Origin of the sequence: Rhizobium sp. CRRU65, from assembly GCF_048551595.1 — a bacterium.
Taxonomy (GTDB): domain Bacteria; phylum Pseudomonadota; class Alphaproteobacteria; order Rhizobiales; family Rhizobiaceae; genus Rhizobium; species Rhizobium leguminosarum_J.
In genome coordinates, this window is the sequence record NZ_JBLYZH010000004.1 from 89,987 (window position 1) to 109,079 (window position 19,093).

A 19,093-nucleotide genomic window follows, 5' to 3' on the forward strand; every position below is an offset into this window, starting at 1 on the left:
ATCGATTCCGATTCTCGGGGTTATGCGCTAGCCTCAAATCTTCGTCATTCCGGCTTTGGCAGTTGGAATGAAGGCGCGCTTCACGTATTTGGGCGACATGCTGTTCTGGATTCTCGTTGCCGCTTTGACGGCAGCCCTCGCCGTCATCCTGCTCTACCCCCTTCTGCGCGGAGCGAAGGCGGCGGATAATATCCGTGCGGGCGAGGCGGCGGTCTATCGCGACCAGTTGCGCGAACTCGACCGCGATCTCGATGGCGGGCTGATCACCCCGGAGGAGGCTGATTATGCGAGGGCGGAAATCGGCCGGCGGCTGATCGCCGTCTCTGCCGACGAGCCGGCTGAGACGCCGAAACCCGCACGGCATCACCGTTTCACCGAAGCCTTCGTTCTCCTGGTCCTGCCGGTTCTCGGGCTCTGTCTTTATTTGACGACGGGCAGGCCGGACCTGCCCTCGCAGCCGCTGGAGGCGCGGCTGGAAAACCCTGGCAACGACGTGGCGGTGCTGATCGCCAAGGCGGAACGGCACCTGGCTGAGAAGCCCGATGACGGCAAGGGCTGGGACGTGCTGGCGCCGATCTATTTCCGCACGATGCGCGTCAACGATGCGCAACTGGCCTATCGCAATGCCATCCGGCTTCTCGGCCCGAGCTCGGTCCGGCTCGATGGCCTTGCCGAGACGCTGATGGCGGTCTCCGACGGCGTGGTGACGGAGGAGGCGCGGCAGGTGCTGGAACAATCGCTGACGCTCGAACCTGACAATCCGCGTGCCCGCTTCTACATCGCCCTCAGCATGGAGCAGGCGGGACGGCCGAACGAGGCGCGCCAGGCCTTCGAGGCGCTGGCAAAACAATCGCCATCAGATGCGCCCTGGCTGCCGCTGGTCAACCAGCATATCGCCATGAACGGCGGCGCGCCGGCCGGGACCAATCCGGCTGCCCCAGGCGCCGATCCGGCTGCCCCGGGCGCCGGTCCGGCTGCCCCCGGCAATCCCACGCAGCAAGATGTGGCGGCGGCCGAGACTATGAGCGCGGGCAACCAGCAGCAGATGATCCGCGGCATGGTCGAGAGCCTCGACGCCAAGCTCAGCGAGGATCCGAACAATTTCGAGGGATGGATGCGGCTCGTCCGCTCTTACGCCGTATTAAACGACAAGGATCGCGCCGCCGGCGCCTTGAAGCGTGGGCTTGCGGCCTTTCCGCCGCCCGGCGAACAGGGCAGGCAATTGCTGACGCTTGCCAGGGAACTCGGCATAGCCACGGAGGGAGCGACGCAATGACACGCAAGCAGAAGCGCCTGGCGGTGATTGCGGGCGGCATGGGCTTCATCCTCGCCGCCGTGCTGCTGGTGATGTTCGCCTTCAGCCAGTCGGTCGCCTATTTCTACATGCCGGCCGATCTCGCCAAGACGCCGGTGGCGCCGGAAACCCGCATCCGCCTCGGCGGCCTGGTCGGTGAGGGCAGTGTCGTGCGCGGCACCGGTTCGACGGTGGAGTTTGCCGTCACCGACGGCAGCACCAATGCCGTGAAGGTCAAATATACCGGCATCCTTCCCGATCTCTTCCGCGAGGGCCAGGGCGTCGTCACCGAAGGCATGTTTGCCGCTGGAACGAACGTCTTCGTCGCCGACACCGTGCTTGCCAAGCATGACGAGACCTACATGCCGAAGGATGTGGCCGACAGGCTCAAATCCCAGGGACTGTGGAAGGAAGGCCAAGGCCAGGAAGCTCAAGGGAAAGAAGCTCAGGGCCAGGAAGTGAAGGCGACGCCATGATCATCGAGATCGGCCATTACGCGCTGGTGCTGGCGCTGGCCACGGCGCTCATCCTCTCCATCGTGCCGGTGATCGGAGCCCGCCGTCACGACCGGGCGATGATGGATGTGGCGACGATCGGCTCGCTGGCGATGTTTGCGCTCGTGGCCTTCTCCTTCGGTGTGTTGACTTATGCCCATGTCGTCTCGGATTTCTCGGTCGAGAACGTCTGGGAGAATTCGCATTCGCTGGTGCCGCTGCTCTATAAATATTCCGGCGTCTGGGGCAATCACGAGGGATCGATGATGCTCTGGCTGTTGATCCTGACGCTGTTCAGCGCGCTGGTCGCCATCTTCGGCCGCAATCTGCCGGAGACGCTGAAAGCCAACGTATTGGCCGTGCAAGCCTGGATTTCGGTCGCCTTCACGCTGTTCATCCTGCTGACCTCCAATCCCTTCCTCCGTCTCGATCCGGCGCCGGCCGAGGGCCGCGATCTCAACCCGGTTCTTCAGGATGTCGGCCTCGCGATCCATCCGCCGCTGCTCTATCTCGGTTATGTCGGCTTCTCCGTCTGCTTTTCCTTTGCGGTTGCGGCCCTGCTGGAAGGGCGCATCGACGCCGCCTGGGCACGCTGGGTGCGGCCCTGGACGCTGGCCGCCTGGACCTTTCTGACGCTTGGCATCGCCATGGGCTCCTACTGGGCCTATTACGAGCTCGGCTGGGGCGGCTGGTGGTTCTGGGACCCGGTGGAAAATGCCTCCTTCATGCCGTGGCTAGCGGGCACCGCACTGCTGCATTCGGCGCTTGTCATGGAGAAGCGCGAGGCGCTGAAGATCTGGACGGTGCTGCTCGCCATCCTCACCTTCTCGCTGTCGCTGATGGGCACCTTCCTGGTGCGCTCCGGCGTGCTGACCTCGGTGCATGCCTTTGCCAGCGATCCCTCCCGCGGCGTCTTCATTCTCTGCATCCTGCTGATCTTCATCGGCGGGGCGCTGTCGCTCTTCGCCTTCCGCGCGCCGAAGCTGTCGGCCGGCGGGCTGTTTGCGCCGATTTCGCGCGAGGGCGCGCTCGTCGTCAACAATCTCATCCTGACGGTCGCCTGCGGCACGGTGCTCACAGGTACGCTCTATCCGCTGCTGCTGGAAACGCTGACCGGCGACAAGATTTCCGTCGGGGCGCCCTTCTTCAACCTGACCTTCGGCCTGCTGATGGCGCCGCTGGTCGTCATCGTGCCCTTCGGGCCGATGCTTGCCTGGAAGCGCGGCGATCTGCTTGGCGCCCTGCAGCGGCTCTATGTCGTCGCAGGTCTGGCCTTCCTTGCCGCGGTGGTCTTCTTCTACATTCAACATGGCGGGCCGGTGCTTTCGGTGCTCGGCCTCGCTGCCGGGCTGTTCCTGATCCTCGGTGCTGTCGCCGATCTCTGGTACCGCGCCGGCATCGGCAAGGTCGCAGGCCGTCTCGCCTGGCGCCGGCTTTCCGGCCTGCCGCGGTCGGCCTTCGGCACGGCCCTTGCCCATGCCGGGCTCGGCGTCACCGTGCTCGGCATCGTTGCGGTGACGACGTTCGAGAGCGAGTATGTCATCGAGATGAAGCCCGGTGAGGTGACCGAGGCCGGCGGTTACAGTCTGCATTTCGACGGCATGCAGCCGGCGACCGGGCCGAACTATACCGAGGACCGCGGCCACTTCACCGTCCGGCGCGCCGGTGTCGCGGTTGCCGATACCTGGTCAGCCAAGCGCCTCTACACTGCCCGCCAGATGCCGACGACGGAGGCCGGCATCCTGACCTTCGGGCTCAGCCAGCTCTATGTGTCGCTCGGTGACGCCACCAAGGACGGCGGCATTGTCGTGCGCATCTGGTGGAAGCCGTTTATTCTCTGCATCTGGGGCGGAGCGGTGTTTATGGCCTTCGGCGGCCTGGTCTCGCTCAGCGACCGCCGCCTGCGTGTCGGCGCGCCGCGCCGCAAGGCGAAGCCGGCAAGGCCGGCAGCTCCCAAAATGGAGCCGGCGGAATGATGCGCTCACCGGACCCCTCATTCCTGTGCTTGTCACAGGAATCCAGCGCGCCCAAGTCCTTGGGCGCGGGAGACTCTTATTTGCGAAAAGGTTCATTCACGGCGCGGACGCGCCGTGGCTGGATTCCTGTGACAAGCACAGGAATGAGGGGAGGAGAGGTTGGGCGCGTCTCGCAGATGTCGCGGCTTCTCTCTCGCCTTCTCATCGTCCTTTTCGTTCTCTTTGCGCCCGCCCCCGCCTTCGCCGTCAATCCGGACGAGGTGCTGGCCGATCCGGCGCTCGAGGCGCGGGCCCGCACACTTTCGGCGGAACTGCGCTGCATGGTCTGCCAGAACCAGTCGATCGACGATTCCAACGCCGATCTGGCCAAGGACCTGCGCCTGCTGGTGCGCGAGCGCATCACCGATGGCGACAGCGACGAGGCGGTGCTGAACTATATCGTCTCGCGCTACGGCGAGTTCGTGCTCTTGAAGCCGCGTGTCAGCATGAAGACGGTGCTGCTCTGGGGCGCACCGGTACTGCTGGTGCTCGCCGGCGGGCTGTCGCTGCTGGTCTTTGCGCGCAAGAGGGCGGGCAAGCCGACCGGCAGCAAGCTGACGGCAGACGAGCAGGCGCGGCTGAGCGAGCTGCTGAAGAAATAACCAACCGGGCTGAGCCGGTAGACGAGCATTTCCGACCGCGTCCAGGCCGCCCAGAGAAGCCCGCGGCACGTTCGGCCGTTTGCCAAACCTTGCAAACATTACCAACTTTTCATTGGCCGGACAGTTCGCAGTAAGGTGCGGCGTCCTATATCTTTACTCATCGACTGATCCGGCATCGCCGGCTCTGAGAACTAAGAACAAGAGAAGGTGCTCCAATGCTCAAGAATTTCAACGGACGTCCGTCCCTCGCCACTGTGCTCAAGGCTTCTACCGTTGCCGGTATCGCAGCCGCTGTGCTCGCAACCGGCGTTCCGCTCGAAATCACCCGGTCTTATGCCGAAGCTGTCAAGGTTCAGGCGCCCGCCGTTCCGAGCTTCGCCAATGTCGTCGACGCCGTTTCGCCGGCCGTCGTTTCCGTCCGGGTCGAAAATCGCGTCAATCCCGTCTCCGACAACAACAATGACGGCTTCTCCTTCGATTTCAACGGCCGCGGCTTCGACGACCTACCCGACGATCATCCGCTGAAGCGGTTCTTCAAGCAGTTCGGCCAGGATCCGAATGATCAGCAGGGCCATTCCAGGCGCTTCGGCCAGAACGGACCGAATGGTGGCCCGAATGGTCCGGGCGGCAAGGGTCGCCTCCGCCCCGTCGCCCAGGGCTCCGGCTTCTTCATCTCTGAGGACGGCTACATCGTCACCAACAATCACGTCGTTTCCGATGGTCAGGCCTTCGTCGCCGTCATGAAAGACGGCACCGAACTCGATGCCAAGCTGATCGGCAAGGATCCGCGCACCGATCTCGCTGTGCTGAAGGTCGACGGCAAGGGCAAGAAGTTCACCTACGTCAACTGGGCCGACGACAACAATGTCCGCGTCGGTGACTGGGTCGTTGCCGTCGGCAATCCCTTCGGTCTCGGCGGCACGGTTACAGCCGGCATCGTCTCAGCTCGCGGCCGCGATATCGGTTCCGGTCCTTATGACGATTATCTGCAGGTGGATGCCGCCGTGAACCGCGGCAACTCCGGCGGTCCGACCTTCAACCTCAGCGGCGAAGTCGTCGGCATCAACACCGCGATCTTCTCGCCGTCGGGCGGCAGCGTCGGCATCGCCTTCGCCATTCCCGCCTCAACCGCCAAGGACGTCGTCGCCGATCTGATGAAGGACGGCCAGGTTTCGCGCGGCTGGCTGGGTGTCCAGATCCAGCCGGTAACCAAGGACATCGCCGAATCCATCGGCCTTTCCGAGCCGAGCGGCGCTCTGGTCGTTGCCCCGCAGGCCGGGTCGCCGGGTGACAAGGCCGGCATGAAGGCCGGCGACGTCGTCACCGCGCTGAATGGGGAGACGATCAAGGATGCCCGTGATCTCAGCCGCCGTATCGGTGCGATGCAGCCGGGCAGCAAGGTTGAGCTTTCGGTCTGGCGCGCCGGCAAGGCCCAGCCTCTCACCGTCGAACTCGGCACGTTGCCGATCGACCAGAAGGATGCGTCTGCCGATGACAACAGCCAGCCGCAGCAGCCTGAGGCACCGGCTTCCGAGAAGGCGCTTGCCGATCTCGGCCTGACGGTCGGCCCGTCTGACGACGGCAAGGGCCTGGCGATAACAGACATCGACCCGAACTCCGATGCCGCCGACAAGGGCATTAAGGAAGGTGAGAAGATCACCTCGGTCAACAACCAGGAGGTCTCCAGCGCCGACGACATCGTCAAGGTGCTGAACCAAGCCAAGAAGGACGGGCGCACCCGCGCTCTCTTCCAGATCCAGTCCAGTGAGGGGAGCCGCTTCGTAGCGCTTCCGATCAACGGCCAGGGCTGATCTTCAAGAAAACTGGAGCCGTGCGGACGAGAGTCCGCGCGGCTCGATTCTTCTGACCTTTGAAGGATGATCGCGATGAGCGCCGCCCCGCAGGAAGATGCTTTGAGCCTTGCCGAAACGCAGCCGGTGGGTAATGTCGGCCGCATGAAGATTCTCATCATCGAAGATGATCTCGAAGCCGCGGTCTACCTCACGAAAGCCTTTCGCGAGGCGGGCATCGTCGCCGATCACGCCAGCGACGGCGAGAGCGGCCTGTTCATGGGGTCGGAAAATACCTACGACGTCATCGTCATCGACCGCATGCTGCCGCGCCGGGACGGGCTCTCGGTCATCAGCGAATTGCGCCGCAAGGCGATCCATACGCCGGTCCTCATCCTCTCCGCGCTCGGCCAGGTCGATGACCGCGTCACCGGGCTTCGTGCCGGCGGCGACGATTATCTGCCGAAGCCTTATGCCTTCAGCGAATTGCTGGCGCGCGTCGAGGTGCTCGGCCGCCGCAAGGGCACGCCGGATCAGGACGTCGTTTATCGCGTCGGCGATCTCGAACTCGACCGGCTCTCCCATGAGGTGCGCCGCGGCGGCAAGGAGATCCCGCTGCAGCCGCGCGAATTCCGCCTGCTCGAATATCTGATGAAGAATGCCGGCCAGGTGGTGACCCGCACCATGCTGCTCGAAAATGTCTGGGACTATCACTTCGACCCGCAGACCAACGTCATCGACGTCCATGTCTCGCGCCTGCGCTCGAAGATCGAGAAGGACTACAGCCAGCCGCTCCTGAAGACCATTCGCGGCGCGGGGTATATGATCAAGGATGAGGGATGAGCCGTTTCAAGGTTCTCTTCAAGTCCACCGCAGTCCGCCTTTCGGCACTCTACATCCTGCTTTTCGCCATCTGCGCCGCGACGCTCGTCTTCTATGTGACGGCAATGTCGGAACGGCTGCTGACGGGCCAGATCCGCGATGCCGTCAGGCAGGAGGTGGAACAGGTGCAACGCGCCTATGACACCGGCGGCATGAACCTTCTCCTGCGCACGATGGAGCGGCGTGCCCGCCAGCCGGGCGCCAACCTCTACATCATCGCCGGTCCTTCGGGCGATATTCTCGCCGGCAACGTCGCGTCGGTGCAGCCGGGTGTCTTCGAGGAGATCGGCTGGACCTCCGCGCCATTTGGCTACCAGCGTTATACCGACAGCGGCGTCGAGCGCCGCCACAAGGCGATTGCCAATATCTTCGTGCTCGACAATGGCCTCAGAATCCTGATCGGCCGCGACCTCGGCGACCCCGAGCGTTTCCGTCTGCTGGTGCGCCAGGCGCTGATGGTGGCCTTGGCGATCATGGGGCTCGGCGCCATCATCATCTGGTTCGGCATCGGCCGCAACGCGCTGAAACGCATCGACCGCATGTCGGATGCCAGCAAGAAGATCATGGCCGGCGACCTGTCGCAGCGCCTGCCGGTGGGCGGATCCGGCGATGAATTCGACCGCTTGTCGATGTCTTTGAATACCATGCTGGAGCGCATCGAGAAGCTGAACGAGGGCCTGCGGCAGGTCTCCGACAACATCGCCCACGATCTCAAGACGCCGTTGACGCGGTTGCGCAACAAGGCGGCCGATGCGCTCGATATCGCCGATGGCGAGACGCGGCGCACCGCGCTCGAAGGCATCATTTCCGAATCCGACCAACTGATCCGCACCTTCAACGCGCTGTTGATGATCTCCCGCGTCGAGGCCGGATCGGTCGCCGCCGAGATGTCGCCGGTGGAGCTTTCGGCCATCGTCTCCGATAGCGCCGAGCTTTACGAACCGGCGGCGGAGGAGGCGGGGCTTGGCTTGAGCTCCAGCATCGAACCGGATGTCGAGGTGCAGGGCAATCGCGAGCTGATCGGCCAGGCGATCTTCAACCTGCTCGACAATGCCATCAAATATTCTTCCGATACGGAAGGGGCGGGCAAGGTAACGCTGAAGCTCGCCCGCCGCCCGGATGGCATCTGCCTTTCGGTCGCCGACCACGGGCCGGGCGTTCCGGCCGACAGGCGCGACGACGTGGTGAAGCGCTTCGTCCGCCTCGATGAAAGCCGGTCGAAGCCGGGAACGGGGCTCGGGCTTTCGCTGGTGGAAGCGGTGATGGAGCTGCACAATGGCCGGTTGGAACTCTCCGACACCGATCCCGACAAACCCGAAAAGCGCGGATTGACGGTCAGCATGATCTTCCCCGCCAAGGCTGCCTGATTGCCGAGATCGATGATCGGCTGAATCGCGTATTGGCGGTTTTCCACCAAGACCCTAGTTTAATGCCGATCGAAGGAGGCGTTCCCGAGATTCTGCGTGGTCGTTTCCCTCGAGCATGTCGCGCAAAACTGTGCAGCGGTTTTGCGATAACGGCATGCGTAAAACAAAGGCTGAAAGCGCAAGGAGCGAATCCGAAAGATCGTGATGCGCTTTAGGTGCTAAAGCAGGAGAGCGCATGCTGACGAAATCGACGCATGGTCTGAAGGATGTGGCCGAAGGGCTGCTGCGTCCGCTGAACCAGACGGAGTTGAAGCTGGCGCTGGCCGACCTTCAGGAGGCCGGCGGGAGCGAGCCTTCCGTGGCTGCGATGCTGAAGACGGAAGGGCCGCTTCGCGATTTCATCGCGGCCGTGCTGACGCTGTCGCCTTATCTGCGCGAAATCGTCAATCTCGATCCCGCCATCCTCGCTGGTGCCATCACCCAACCGCTGGAGCCGCAGATCGAGGCGCTGGTCGCCGAGGCGCGGCGCTGCTGGCAACCGGACGGCGAGGGGACAGCGCCCGCGGAATCCGTGGTAATGAGCAGGCTGCGCATCATCAAGCGCAAGGTGGCCTTCCTGGTCGCGCTCGCCGATCTTGCACGCATCTTCGACGGCCGGGCGACGACGGCCTGGCTGAGCGAGCTTGCCGAAGCTTCGGTTGCCGCCGCGATCGACCATTTGCTGCTTTCGGCGCATGAGGGCGGAAAGCTGCGGCTGCGGGATGTGGCGGCGCCGAGCGACGGCTCCGGGCTGATCGTGCTCGGCATGGGCAAACTCGGCGCATCCGAACTCAACTATTCCTCCGATATCGACCTCGTCGTCGTGTTCGACGAACAGGCGGGAATCGTGCCCGACCCGGATGACGCGATCGAGATCTTCCCCAGGATGATGCGGCGGCTGGTGCGCATCCTGCAGGAGCGGACAGCGGACGGCTACGTCTTCCGCACCGATCTCAGATTGCGTCCTGATCCGGGTTCGATGCCGCTGGCGATCCCGGTCGATGCGGCGATGATTTATTACGAGGGCAGGGGTCAGAACTGGGAACGGGCGGCTTTCATCAAGGCGCGCGCCGTTGCCGGCGACTTGACCGCGGGCAGTGATTTCCTGCGCGGGCTCGCCCCTTTCGTCTTCCGCAAATATCTCGATTACGCGGCGATTGCCGATATCCATTCGATCAAGCGGCAGATCCACGCGCATAAGGGCCACGGTGCGATCGCCGTCAAAGGCCACAACGTCAAGCTCGGCCGCGGCGGTATTCGCGAGATCGAATTCTTCGTCCAGACGCAGCAGCTGATCGCCGGCGGCCGCATGCCGGCCTTGCGTGGCCGGGCGACGGAGGAGACGCTCGGTGAACTCACCAAAGCGAAATGGATCGACGCTGAAACCCGCGACGAGCTGATCGAGGCCTACTGGTTCCTGCGCGATGTCGAGCATCGCATCCAGATGGTGCGCGACGAGCAAACTCACCTGCTGCCGGAGACGGATGCCGATTTGAAGCGCATCGCCTTCATGATGGGCTTTTCCGACACGCCGAGCTTCTCCGAACGGCTGGTCGGCGTGCTGAAGACGGTCGAGCGGCGTTATGCCCACCTCTTCGAACAGGAGAGCAGGCTTTCCACAGACACCGGAAATCTCGTCTTCACCGGCCAGGGCGACGACCCGGATACGCTGGAGACGCTGAAGAAACTCGGTTTTACCAGGCCGTCGGATATTTCGCGCATCATCCGCACCTGGCACTATGGCCGCTACCGGGCGACGCAATCGGTCGAGGCGCGTGAAAGGCTGACGGAGCTGGCGCCTCAGCTCCTGCGGGTCTTCGGCGAAAGCAAGCGCGCCGACGAGGCGCTGTTGCGCTTCGACAGCTTCATCTCGGGCCTTCCCTCCGGCATCCAGCTGTTCTCGCTGCTCGGCAGCAACCCGGCGCTGCTGTCGCTGATCGTCAACATCATGTCCTCGGCACCCCGGCTTGCCGAGGTGATCGCCGCCAAGCCGCATGTCTTCGACGGCATGCTCGATCCCGGCCTGATGGCCGAGCTGCCGACGCGAGATTATCTCGGCGAACGGCTGAAGGGCTCGCTTGCCCAGGCCCGCCATTATGAAGAGGTGCTCGACCGGCTGCGCATCTTCGCCGCCGAGCAGCGCTTCCTGATCGGCATCCGCCTGCTCACAGGCGTGATCAACGGCGTGATGGCTGCACGCGCCTTCACCCATCTCGCCGACCTCATCATTGCGGCGGCACTCGATGCCGTGGTCGGCGAGATGCGGGCAGCACACGGCGACTATCCCGGCGGGCGCATCGCGGTCGCCGGCATGGGCAAGCTCGGCAGTTTCGAGCTGACGGCCGGTTCCGACATCGATCTGATCCTGCTCTATGATTATGACGATTCGGCTTCCGAATCCGACGGGCCGAAGCCGCTCGACGCGACGCGTTACTTCACCCGCATCACCCAGAGACTGATGGCCGCCTTGTCGGCGCCGACCGCCGAAGGTGTGCTCTACGAGGTCGACATGCGGCTGCGCCCATCCGGCAACAAGGGGCCCGTCGCCACCCGCATCAATGCCTTCGGCAAGTATCAGCGCGCTGAGGCATGGACCTGGGAACATATGGCGCTCAGCCGCGCCCGGCTGATCTGCGGCAATGAGAGCCTGATCGCCGAGGCGGAACTGATCGTTCGCGAGGTGCTGTCGGCCGATCGCGATATTGCTAAGGTGGCGCATGATGTCACCGAGATGCGCGGACTGATCGACAAGGAAAAGCCGCCCTCCGGTCCGTGGGACCTGAAGCTCATTCCCGGCGGCGTCATCGATCTCGAATTCATCGCCCAGTATCTTGCACTGATCGCACCGACCAAGGGCGTCGGCATTGCCGTCAATGGGGTGAGCACTGGTGAAGCTCTGAAGGTGCTTGGTGACCGGCTGATGGCAACGTCCGATCTCGACATATGTCTCGAGGCCTTCACGCTTTATACCGGCCTTTCGCAACTGATCCGCCTCTGCATTGATGGCCTGTTCGATCCGAAGGAGGCGCCGGCGGGTCTCGTCGAACTCGTCTGCCGCGCTGGCGACTGCCCCGACATCAGGACGCTGGAAGCGGAGATGAAGCGGCTTTCGAAAGCGGTTCGGAAAATATTCCTGACTGTCGTGAAAGCCTGATCTCACACCAGATGGAACGACCGTGAGGATTATCTCGAGCATCGCCTGTCGGATTCTCGGTTAGCCAGTCGTCTTCAGGGCAAAGCTATGGAGAACACGAATGACGATTACCATTACCGCCTTTGAACGGTCGCCCGATCGCGGCAGGGGCCTGGCCCGTGACATGCGCGTTCGCTGGGCGCTCGAAGAAGTGGGCCAACCTTACGACGTTCGTCTTGTTTCGTTCAAAGAGATGAAGGAGCCCGCGCATCTGGCGCTGCAGCCATTCGGGCAGATCCCGACCTATGAGGAAGGCGATCTCACTTTGTTCGAGTCCGGCGCCATCGTCTTCCATATCGGCGAGCGCCATGCGGGCCTGCTGCCGGACGATGTGAATGCCCGGGCGCGCGCGCTCACATGGATGTTTGCCGCGCTCAACACGGTGGAACCACCGATCTTCGACCGCGCTCTCGTCATGATCCTCGAGCGCGACAAGCCTTGGTACGATCACCGCCTTTCTGCCCTCGAGGACAGCATCCGCAAACGGCTGATCGGTCTCTCCCACCGTCTTGGCGATGCCGACTGGCTCGATGGTGCGTTCAGCGCCGGCGACCTGCTGATGGTGTCGGTGCTGCTCAGGTTGAAAGGATCTGCCATACTGGAGGAATATTCGAACCTCTCCGCCTATGTCGCCCGGGCCGAGGCGCGGCCGGCATACAAGCGTGCTTTCGCCGCTCAGCTGGCGGTTTTCACCGCCGCATCGGCCGGCTAAATGAGGTCGGCTCTAGATATCATCCGGAATGCGCAGCGAGATCACGGTGCCGACCGCTTCGCGTGAGCGGATCTTCATGCGGCCGCCATGCAGCGAGGTCAGGGAGCGCGAGATGGCGAGCCCGAGGCCTGAGCCGCCCTTGCTTTTGGCATACTGGCTCTGCACCTGCTCGAAGGGCTGGCCGATCTTCGACAGCGCCGAGCGTGGAATGCCGATGCCGGTGTCGGCGATGGTGACGACGACGGCGCCATCGACGCGGCGGGTGCGTACCGCGATGCGGCCGCCATTGTCGGTGAACTTCACCGCATTGGAGAGCAGGTTGAGCAGTACCTGTTTCATCGCCCGGCGGTCGGCCATCAGCGTCAGGCCGGAGCAGATGCGCTGTTCGATGACGATGTTCTTTTCAGCAGCGGGCATGGCGGTGAAGCGCAGGCTTTCCTCGATCAGCGGCACAAGATCGATGCGCTCGCAATGCAGCCTGACATGGCCGGCTTCGATCTTCGACATGTCGAGAATGTCGTTGATGACGTTGAGCAGATGTTTGCCGCTGTCATGGATATCGCGGGCATATTCGTCGTATTTCAGCGAGCCGAGCGGACCGAACATCTGGTTCTGCAGGATTTCCGAGAAGCCGAGGATGGCGTTGAGCGGCGTGCGCAGCTCATGCGACATGTTGGCCAGGAATTCCGATTTCGCCTTGTTGGCGGCCTCGGCGCGTTCTTTCTCCGCCTGGTAGTTGGAGTTGGCCGTCGAAAGCTCGGATTTCTGGATCTCCAGCGTCTGGCGCGAGGCGGACAGATCGCCGATCGTCGCCATCAGCCGGCGCTCGGATTCGCGCAGCCGCTCCTGGTGGCGTTTCATCAGTGTGATGTCGGTTCCGACCGAAACCCTGCCGCCGTCGCGGGTGCGCCGCTCGTTGATCTGCAGCCAGCGCTCGTCGGCAAGCTGCACCTCCGTCGTGCGCGAATAGCCGGAGCCGTCGGCATCGGAAATCCGCCGCTCGATGACAGGCCGGGCGGCGGCGGCATTGACGGTCGAACGCTCGGTGCCGGGCACGAGCACGCTGTCCGGCAGGCCATAGGCCTGCTGGAAATGCGTGTTGCACATGACCAGCCGATCGTTCTTGTCCCAGAGCACGAAGGCTTCCGAGGTGCATTCGATGGCGTCGGCCAGGCGCTGGTCGGCTTCTGCGTAGCGCTGGGCGAGCCGATGCTGTTCGGTCACGTCCATGGCGATGCCGATCAGGTGCATACGGCCGGAATTGCTGCGGATCACCTGGGCACGCGCCCGCATCCAGACATAGTGGCCGCCGGCATGGCGCATGCGGAAGATCTGATCGACCTGGCCGGAAGCGCCCTTGCCGATGGCGCGCGCGATCTCGTAGAGCCCGCCGTCATCGGGATGCATCAGTCGGGCGGCTTCGCCGAAACCCATCGTCTTGTCGGAACCCGGCAGGCCGAGCATGTCGTACATCGAGCGCGACCAGAAGAATTCGCGGTTCTCGAAATCGAAGTCCCAGAGGCCGCAACGGCCGCGCGACAGCGCCGTCTCGACGCGCAGGTTCGATTCCAGGAAGATGTCGTCGGCGTCGCGAGCGCGCTTCACCTGCGTATAATAGGCATAGAGGATGACGAGCAGGATAGAGGAGATGCCGGCAAACAGCGTCACGTTGAGCGCCAGTTCCTCACGCCAGAGCCGGCCGATCTCGTCGAGCGAGGTGGCGGCGACGATATAACCGCCGGCATTGCCCATCAGCGTGATCTCGGCATAGTGCGGCACGCCGCCGATCGTCGTTTCGATGACGCCGGCGCGATCGCCGAAGCGGCGGATCGCCGAGACCTCGGGGAAGAAGTCGCCGACATTGCTGCCAACATGCGAAAGCCCGGCGGTGGTCGCGGCAAAAACCTTGCCGCTTGCCTGCACGAGCAGCACGAAAGCGCCGCTGTCCAGCCGGTCCTGCGGCAGGTATTTGGCGAGGCGGGCCTGCGCCCCGGTGATATCGCCGCTGTCAAAGATGTCGGCCGCATCGGCAAACACCGCAGAGGCGGTCGCCGCCGAAAGTGCGGTGGCATGGCGCGCCGAGGCCTCCAGCCGCCCATATTCGCTCATCATGCCGAAGAAATGCGAGGCGGCGACGACGGAGAGGAAGGCGACGATCAGCGCCGGGATGGCCCGCTTCAAGACCAGCTCGGCCTTCGGCAGATAACGCAGAAGTGGTTCCGATGTCGCATGGCCCGAAAGGCTGTCGCGCCAGGCATTGAGCCCGTCAAAATCGACACGCAGCCGTCCTCCGGCCACGGTTGCCCGCCGCACGTCCATCATCTCTTCGCCTTGTCCCTCATGTGATTCGCGCGCCGCTCGCTCGAACCTGACCTAGAGAATCATGGGTGATTCGCCTTGTCCAGAGGCAAAGGTAAAAATCCGTTAACTATTTATAATTTCGGGTTTTTCCAGATGATTCGAGGTGCTGGGCGACCGGCCGCCGAATTTCTCCTGATGGCCGGTCGAATCAAATTACCCCTTAAGCGTGCGCTCGACGATATCGCGCACGTCGGTCGAAAGATCGGTGGCTCGCTCGATCTCGATCAGCGCCGAGCGTGCGTGATCGGCACGCACGGGTTCGAGCGAGCGCCAGGAGCGCATCGAGGTGAGAATGCGGGCGGCAAGCTGCGGGTTGCGCCCGTCGATATCGAGAATCTGATCCGAGAGGAAGTGATAGCCTTCGCCATCGGCGCGGCCGAATCCGGTGGGGTTGGCAAAGGCGAAGGTGCCGACCAGCGACCGCATCCGGTTCGGATTGGTGCGCTTGAAGAGCGGATCGTCCATCAGCGCGCGGACCCGTCCCAGGGTTTTTGCGCCCGGAATGCCGGCCTGGATCGCGAACCATTTGTCGATGACCAGCGCATTTTCCGCGAAGCGGTCACGGAAGGTGGCGAGCGCCTCGCTCGTCTCCGCGCTGTCGGGAAAACGATGGGCGAGGATGGTCAGCGCATGGCTGAGATCGGTCATATTGTTGGCCGCATCGAAGGCGGCCTTGGCGCGGGTCGGCGTCTCTTCGGCATGCGAGAGGTAGGTGAGGGCGCTATTGCGCAGCGCCCGCAGGCCGGCGCTCTTCGCATCCGGGTTGAAATCGCCTGATGTCGTCATCGCTGCGTAGAGGCCGGCAAAGACATCCTTTCCGGCATCGGCGATCTGTTTCAGGACCGCCTGCCGGCCGGCATGGATGGCATCGGGGTCATTGTTGCCGCCGAGTTCACGGGCGATATCGGATTCGCTCGGCAGAGCCAGCGCCTGGGCGCGGAAGGCGGGCTCGAGGCTCTCGTCGGCAGCGGCGGCAATCAGCGTCTCGACGAAGGTCGCCTCGCAGATCACAGGCTTGCCCTCGCGGGCGTCGCGTGCCGCTTTCAAGAGATTCGGCAGCGCCAGATCGGTCAATGCCTGCCAGCGGGCAAAATGATCGGTCTCATGGCGGGCGAGATGGGCAAGATCGGCCGGGCTCTGATCGAAATGCAGGTTGATCGGCGCCGAGAAGCTGCGGTTGATCGAAACGACCGGCCGCGAGCCAACGCCATGGAACACGGCCGTCTGCGTGCGGCCGGTGAGATGCAGCACCTCGCCGGCATATTCCGCGCCGTCGACCGAGGTCGGCTCGATCTTGCCGCCGTTTTCGCCAAACAGCGCGAGGCTGAGCGGAATGTGCATCGGCTCCTTGCTCGGCTGGCCGGGCGTTGCCGGGATCATCTGTTCGAGCGACAGGGTGAAGCTGCCGGCTGCCGCATCATAGCTGCCCGATGCGGTGACGAGCGGCGTGCCGGCCTGATGGTACCAGAGCGAAAATTGCGCGAGGTCGCGCCCGCTTGCATCCTCGAAGCATTTGACGAAATCCTCGATCGTCACGGCCTCACCGTCATGGCGGTCGAAATAGAGGTCCATGCCCTTCTTGAAGCCGTCCTTGCCGAGCAACGTCGCGATCATGCGCGTGACTTCGCTGCCCTTTTCGTAGACGGTCGTCGTGTAGAAATTGTTGATCTCGCGATATGTCGTCGGCCGCACCGGATGGGCGAGCGGGCCGCTATCTTCCGGGAACTGCTCCGATTTCAGGTGGCGCACTTCGGCGATGCGCTTGACGGCGCGCGAGCGCTGGTCGGAAGAGAATTCGTGGTCTCGATAGACCGTCAGGCCTTCCTTGAGGCACAGCTGGAACCAGTCGCGGCAGGTGATGCGGTTGCCGGTCCAGTTGTGAAAATATTCATGCGCGATGATCGTCTCGATATTGGCATAGTCGGCATCGGTGGCGATCTCGGGATCGGCAAGCACGTATTTGTCGTTGAAGACGTTGAGGCCCTTGTTCTCCATCGCGCCCATGTTGAAATCGGAGACGGCGACGATCATGAAGATGTCGAGATCGTATTCGCGGCCGAACCTCTCTTCGTCCCACTTCATCGAGCGTTTCAGCGCGTCCATGGCATAGGCTGCGCGCGGCTCCTTGCCGTGCTCGACATAGATCTTCAGCACCACCTCGCGACCGGACATGGTCGTGAACGTGTCTTCGACAACGCCGAGATCGCCAGCGACGAGCGCGAAGAGATAGCTCGGCTTCGGATGCGGATCGAACCAGGCGGCGAAATGTTTGCCGGGGCCGTAGCCGGCGCCGCCGAGGAAGTTGCCGTTCGACAAAAGCAGCGGGTTGGCGTCCTTGTCGGCGATGATGTTGACCGTGAACGGCGCAAGCACGTCAGGCCGGTCGGGGAAATAGGTGATGCGGCGGAAACCCTCCGCCTCGCACTGCGTGCAGTAGATGCCGCCGGTGCGGTAAAGGCCCATCAGCTTGGTGTTGGCCTCAGGGTTGATGACGGTGGTGATCGTCAGTTCGAAGGGCGCACTCTCCGGCAGGTCGCGCACCGTCAGGCTTTCCGGTGCTGCGTCGTAACGCGAAGGGTCCAGCTCCACCTGGTCGAGCAGCAGCCCCGACAGCGTCAGTTCGTCGCCGTCGAGAACGATCGGCGCTGCCGGATCGGCGCCCGGGCGACGATGAAAGATCAGACGCGCCTCGACCTTTGTCTCCGTCGGGTCGAGTTCGAAGGTCAGGTCCACACGTTCCAGCACGAAGTCGGTGGGACGGTAATCTGCCAGATGAATGACCTGGCCGGTATCTGTTCGCATGGTGTTTCCTGAAGACCGTTATTTGACAACCGCGGAATACAGAGGCGGGCGCACTCTGCCATAAATTTTGCCGGGAATGATTACATTAAAGTCTGAACTAAAGTTAAAGCAAATTGCCCGCGAACACCAAGTTCGCGGGCAAAATATCTTATTGGAAACGAATGAACGCAGCTGAGGGGAGAAAGCCTCTACTTCAGATTGAGCGCAGCCTTGATCGTCGCGTCATTTTCCGTCTGCTGCACGACGACGCCGTACCAGCCGAGCCCGTCGTAATCCTCATAGCCGAGGGTGCGTGCGAAGGCGACGATTGAGCCGTTATTGTCGTAGTAGCTGCCTTTCGCCTGGCCGGACGGATTGGCGAGCGCGAAATGGGAAAAGAGCAAGGCGGGATTGGTGGTGGCGATCACCCGGCTCTTGCCGTCGAGCAGCATGACCGTCGTTCTTTCCGCCAGCTGCGGCGGCAGGTTGGCCTCTTTCTCGACGATCGCCTGGCCCTGGTTCTGCCAGTCGAAATAGACGCCGAGTGTGCCGACCAGCCGCCCGTCGAGCTTGCCCTCTTCGCGGATGCCTGTGGCATAGACGAGCGCATGCCTGTTGTCGTGCAGCGGGCTCGCTTTGACGTCGTCGACAATATACGCGTCGCCGGAGGAGCAGACCGACGCCGCGCGGAACCACGGATCGCCGGCAAGGCTCGTGCCTGCGATCTTGCGCTGGAACTTGGGATTGGCGGAGGCGATCACCTTGCCCGAGAGATCGGTCATGACGAGATCGAGATAGACGGTGTAGAAGCGGTTGATGGCGCCGAGACGCTCCGCCGCAAAGGCGACAGTCTCACGGGCCGGGTTCTGCAGCGCCTGCCAGAGCGCCGGATCCGTCGCCCACCAGCGCACATCGGCCGTACGCTCGAAGAGATTGCGGACGATGAGCTGCACCAGCGTCTGCGCCAGATCGGTGAGGCGAACGCCCTCCATCTCCTCGACCAGCGAATCGGCCATGGCGCGGCTGAGGCCGATGCGGCCAAGCACGTTGCTTTCAAACCTGCCGGTAATGTCGGTCGCGATCTGCGCCAGCCGCTGCACCTCGTTGGCAACGACCGCGAAGCCCTTTCCGGTCTCGCCGGCTCTGGCCGCCTCGATCAGCGCATTGATCGCCAGCAGCTTGATCTGCTTGACGATATGGGTGTTGTCGGCGCTGAAGCGCTCGAGGTCGGTGCTGATGCCGTCGGTGACGACGCGCATGGAGCGCGGGGTCGCATTCTGCGACTGGGCGATGGTTTCGGCGCTAAGCGGCTTCATCAAATGGGATCCTGAAAGGAGCGGGCAATTGTTTGTGCGGTGAAGAAAATTTCGAGATCAGCGATAAAAAACGATGCTTGCCTATGGTTTTCAATTGGTTAACGCCGACCGCCGCGAGATGAACATTTTCGGGGTGAATGGATCAAAAAGGGAAAATTTCACAGCCGTGGCGCATAAGCAGCACGGTAGAGCCTGCCGCTGAGGCGATTCGGTGACTCTCAGATGTTGCTTGCGGTTTTTTCGCCAA

Annotated in this window: 12 protein-coding genes; 9 read left to right on the top strand and 3 right to left on the bottom strand. The window is 63.0% G+C overall.

The window, feature by feature from the left end; genetic code table 11:
• Positions 1–97: 97 nt before the first annotated feature.
• The 9 genes from ccmI to ACM5SV_RS09490 all read left to right on the top strand — a co-directional run bounded on the left by ccmI (position 98) and on the right by ACM5SV_RS09490 (position 12,388).
• Complete coding sequence (gene ccmI, locus ACM5SV_RS09450) at positions 98–1,276, top strand: c-type cytochrome biogenesis protein CcmI (RefSeq protein ID WP_419425185.1); 1,179 nt, start codon at positions 98–100, stop codon at positions 1,274–1,276.
• Positions 1,273–1,770, top strand: a complete 498-nt coding sequence (gene ccmE, locus ACM5SV_RS09455) for a cytochrome c maturation protein CcmE (RefSeq protein ID WP_012756715.1) — start codon at positions 1,273–1,275, stop codon at positions 1,768–1,770. The genes ccmI and ccmE overlap by 4 nt, the downstream gene beginning before the upstream one ends.
• The gene (locus ACM5SV_RS09460; RefSeq protein WP_222014399.1) at positions 1,767–3,764 is read left to right on the top strand and encodes a heme lyase CcmF/NrfE family subunit; all 1,998 of its coding nucleotides are present in this window, start codon (positions 1,767–1,769) and stop codon (positions 3,762–3,764) included. Before ccmE ends, ACM5SV_RS09460 begins: the two co-directional genes overlap by 4 nt.
• 176 nt (positions 3,765–3,940) lie before the next feature.
• Complete coding sequence (locus ACM5SV_RS09465; protein WP_222014397.1) at positions 3,941–4,405, top strand: cytochrome c-type biogenesis protein; 465 nt, start codon at positions 3,941–3,943, stop codon at positions 4,403–4,405.
• 215 nt (positions 4,406–4,620) lie between these two features.
• Positions 4,621–6,216 carry a Do family serine endopeptidase gene (locus ACM5SV_RS09470; protein ID WP_017993453.1) on the top strand — a complete coding sequence of 532 codons (1,596 nt, stop codon included), beginning with the start codon at positions 4,621–4,623 and terminating at the stop codon, positions 6,214–6,216.
• A 66-nt stretch (positions 6,217–6,282) separates the two neighbouring features.
• Positions 6,283–7,038: a response regulator transcription factor gene (locus ACM5SV_RS09475; RefSeq protein ID WP_017993454.1), complete on the top strand. Its 756-nt coding sequence runs from the start codon at positions 6,283–6,285 to the stop codon at positions 7,036–7,038.
• A complete protein-coding gene (locus ACM5SV_RS09480) occupies positions 7,035–8,444 on the top strand; it encodes a sensor histidine kinase (protein ID WP_017993455.1) in 1,410 nt (469 codons plus the stop codon). Before ACM5SV_RS09475 ends, ACM5SV_RS09480 begins: the two co-directional genes overlap by 4 nt.
• 235 nt (positions 8,445–8,679) lie before the next feature.
• Positions 8,680–11,637 carry a bifunctional [glutamine synthetase] adenylyltransferase/[glutamine synthetase]-adenylyl-L-tyrosine phosphorylase gene (locus ACM5SV_RS09485; RefSeq protein WP_222014395.1) on the top strand — a complete coding sequence of 986 codons (2,958 nt, stop codon included), beginning with the start codon at positions 8,680–8,682 and terminating at the stop codon, positions 11,635–11,637.
• Positions 11,638–11,737: 100 nt separating this feature from the next.
• The gene (locus ACM5SV_RS09490) at positions 11,738–12,388 is read left to right on the top strand and encodes a glutathione S-transferase family protein (RefSeq protein ID WP_017993457.1); all 651 of its coding nucleotides are present in this window, start codon (positions 11,738–11,740) and stop codon (positions 12,386–12,388) included.
• A gap of 12 nt (positions 12,389–12,400) precedes the next feature.
• Here the strand turns inward: ACM5SV_RS09490 and ACM5SV_RS09495 are convergent, their stop codons facing one another.
• The 3 genes from ACM5SV_RS09495 to ACM5SV_RS09505 form a co-directional block, all read right to left on the bottom strand.
• A complete protein-coding gene (locus tag ACM5SV_RS09495; protein WP_064654037.1) occupies positions 12,401–14,710 on the bottom strand; it encodes a PAS domain-containing sensor histidine kinase in 2,310 nt (769 codons plus the stop codon).
• 192 nt (positions 14,711–14,902) lie between these two features.
• Positions 14,903–17,551: an aminopeptidase N gene (pepN, locus tag ACM5SV_RS09500; protein WP_222014385.1), complete on the bottom strand. Its 2,649-nt coding sequence runs from the start codon at positions 17,549–17,551 to the stop codon at positions 14,903–14,905.
• A 188-nt stretch (positions 17,552–17,739) separates the two neighbouring features.
• Positions 17,740–18,846, bottom strand: coding sequence for a methyl-accepting chemotaxis protein (locus tag ACM5SV_RS09505; protein ID WP_032996269.1), 1,107 nt, complete (start codon positions 18,844–18,846; stop codon positions 17,740–17,742).
• Between the last annotated feature and the right edge of the window lie 247 nt (positions 18,847–19,093).

What these genes read in the sequence shown, in the direction of transcription:
- ccmI (WP_419425185.1), top strand. Translation starts at nt 98, where the DNA reads ATGCTGTTCTGGATTCTCGTTGCCGCTTTGACGGCAGCCCTCGCCGTC.
- ccmE (WP_012756715.1), top strand. Translation starts at nt 1,273, where the DNA reads ATGACACGCAAGCAGAAGCGCCTGGCGGTGATTGCGGGCGGCATGGGC.
- ACM5SV_RS09460 (WP_222014399.1), top strand. Translation starts at nt 1,767, where the DNA reads ATGATCATCGAGATCGGCCATTACGCGCTGGTGCTGGCGCTGGCCACG.
- ACM5SV_RS09465 (WP_222014397.1), top strand. Translation starts at nt 3,941, where the DNA reads ATGTCGCGGCTTCTCTCTCGCCTTCTCATCGTCCTTTTCGTTCTCTTT.
- ACM5SV_RS09470 (WP_017993453.1), top strand. Translation starts at nt 4,621, where the DNA reads ATGCTCAAGAATTTCAACGGACGTCCGTCCCTCGCCACTGTGCTCAAG.
- ACM5SV_RS09475 (WP_017993454.1), top strand. Translation starts at nt 6,283, where the DNA reads ATGATCGCGATGAGCGCCGCCCCGCAGGAAGATGCTTTGAGCCTTGCC.
- ACM5SV_RS09480 (WP_017993455.1), top strand. Translation starts at nt 7,035, where the DNA reads ATGAGCCGTTTCAAGGTTCTCTTCAAGTCCACCGCAGTCCGCCTTTCG.
- ACM5SV_RS09485 (WP_222014395.1), top strand. Translation starts at nt 8,680, where the DNA reads ATGCTGACGAAATCGACGCATGGTCTGAAGGATGTGGCCGAAGGGCTG.
- ACM5SV_RS09490 (WP_017993457.1), top strand. Translation starts at nt 11,738, where the DNA reads ATGACGATTACCATTACCGCCTTTGAACGGTCGCCCGATCGCGGCAGG.
- ACM5SV_RS09495 (WP_064654037.1), bottom strand. Translation starts at nt 14,710, where the DNA reads ATGATGGACGTGCGGCGGGCAACCGTGGCCGGAGGACGGCTGCGTGTC.
- pepN (WP_222014385.1), bottom strand. Translation starts at nt 17,551, where the DNA reads ATGCGAACAGATACCGGCCAGGTCATTCATCTGGCAGATTACCGTCCC.
- ACM5SV_RS09505 (WP_032996269.1), bottom strand. Translation starts at nt 18,846, where the DNA reads ATGAAGCCGCTTAGCGCCGAAACCATCGCCCAGTCGCAGAATGCGACC.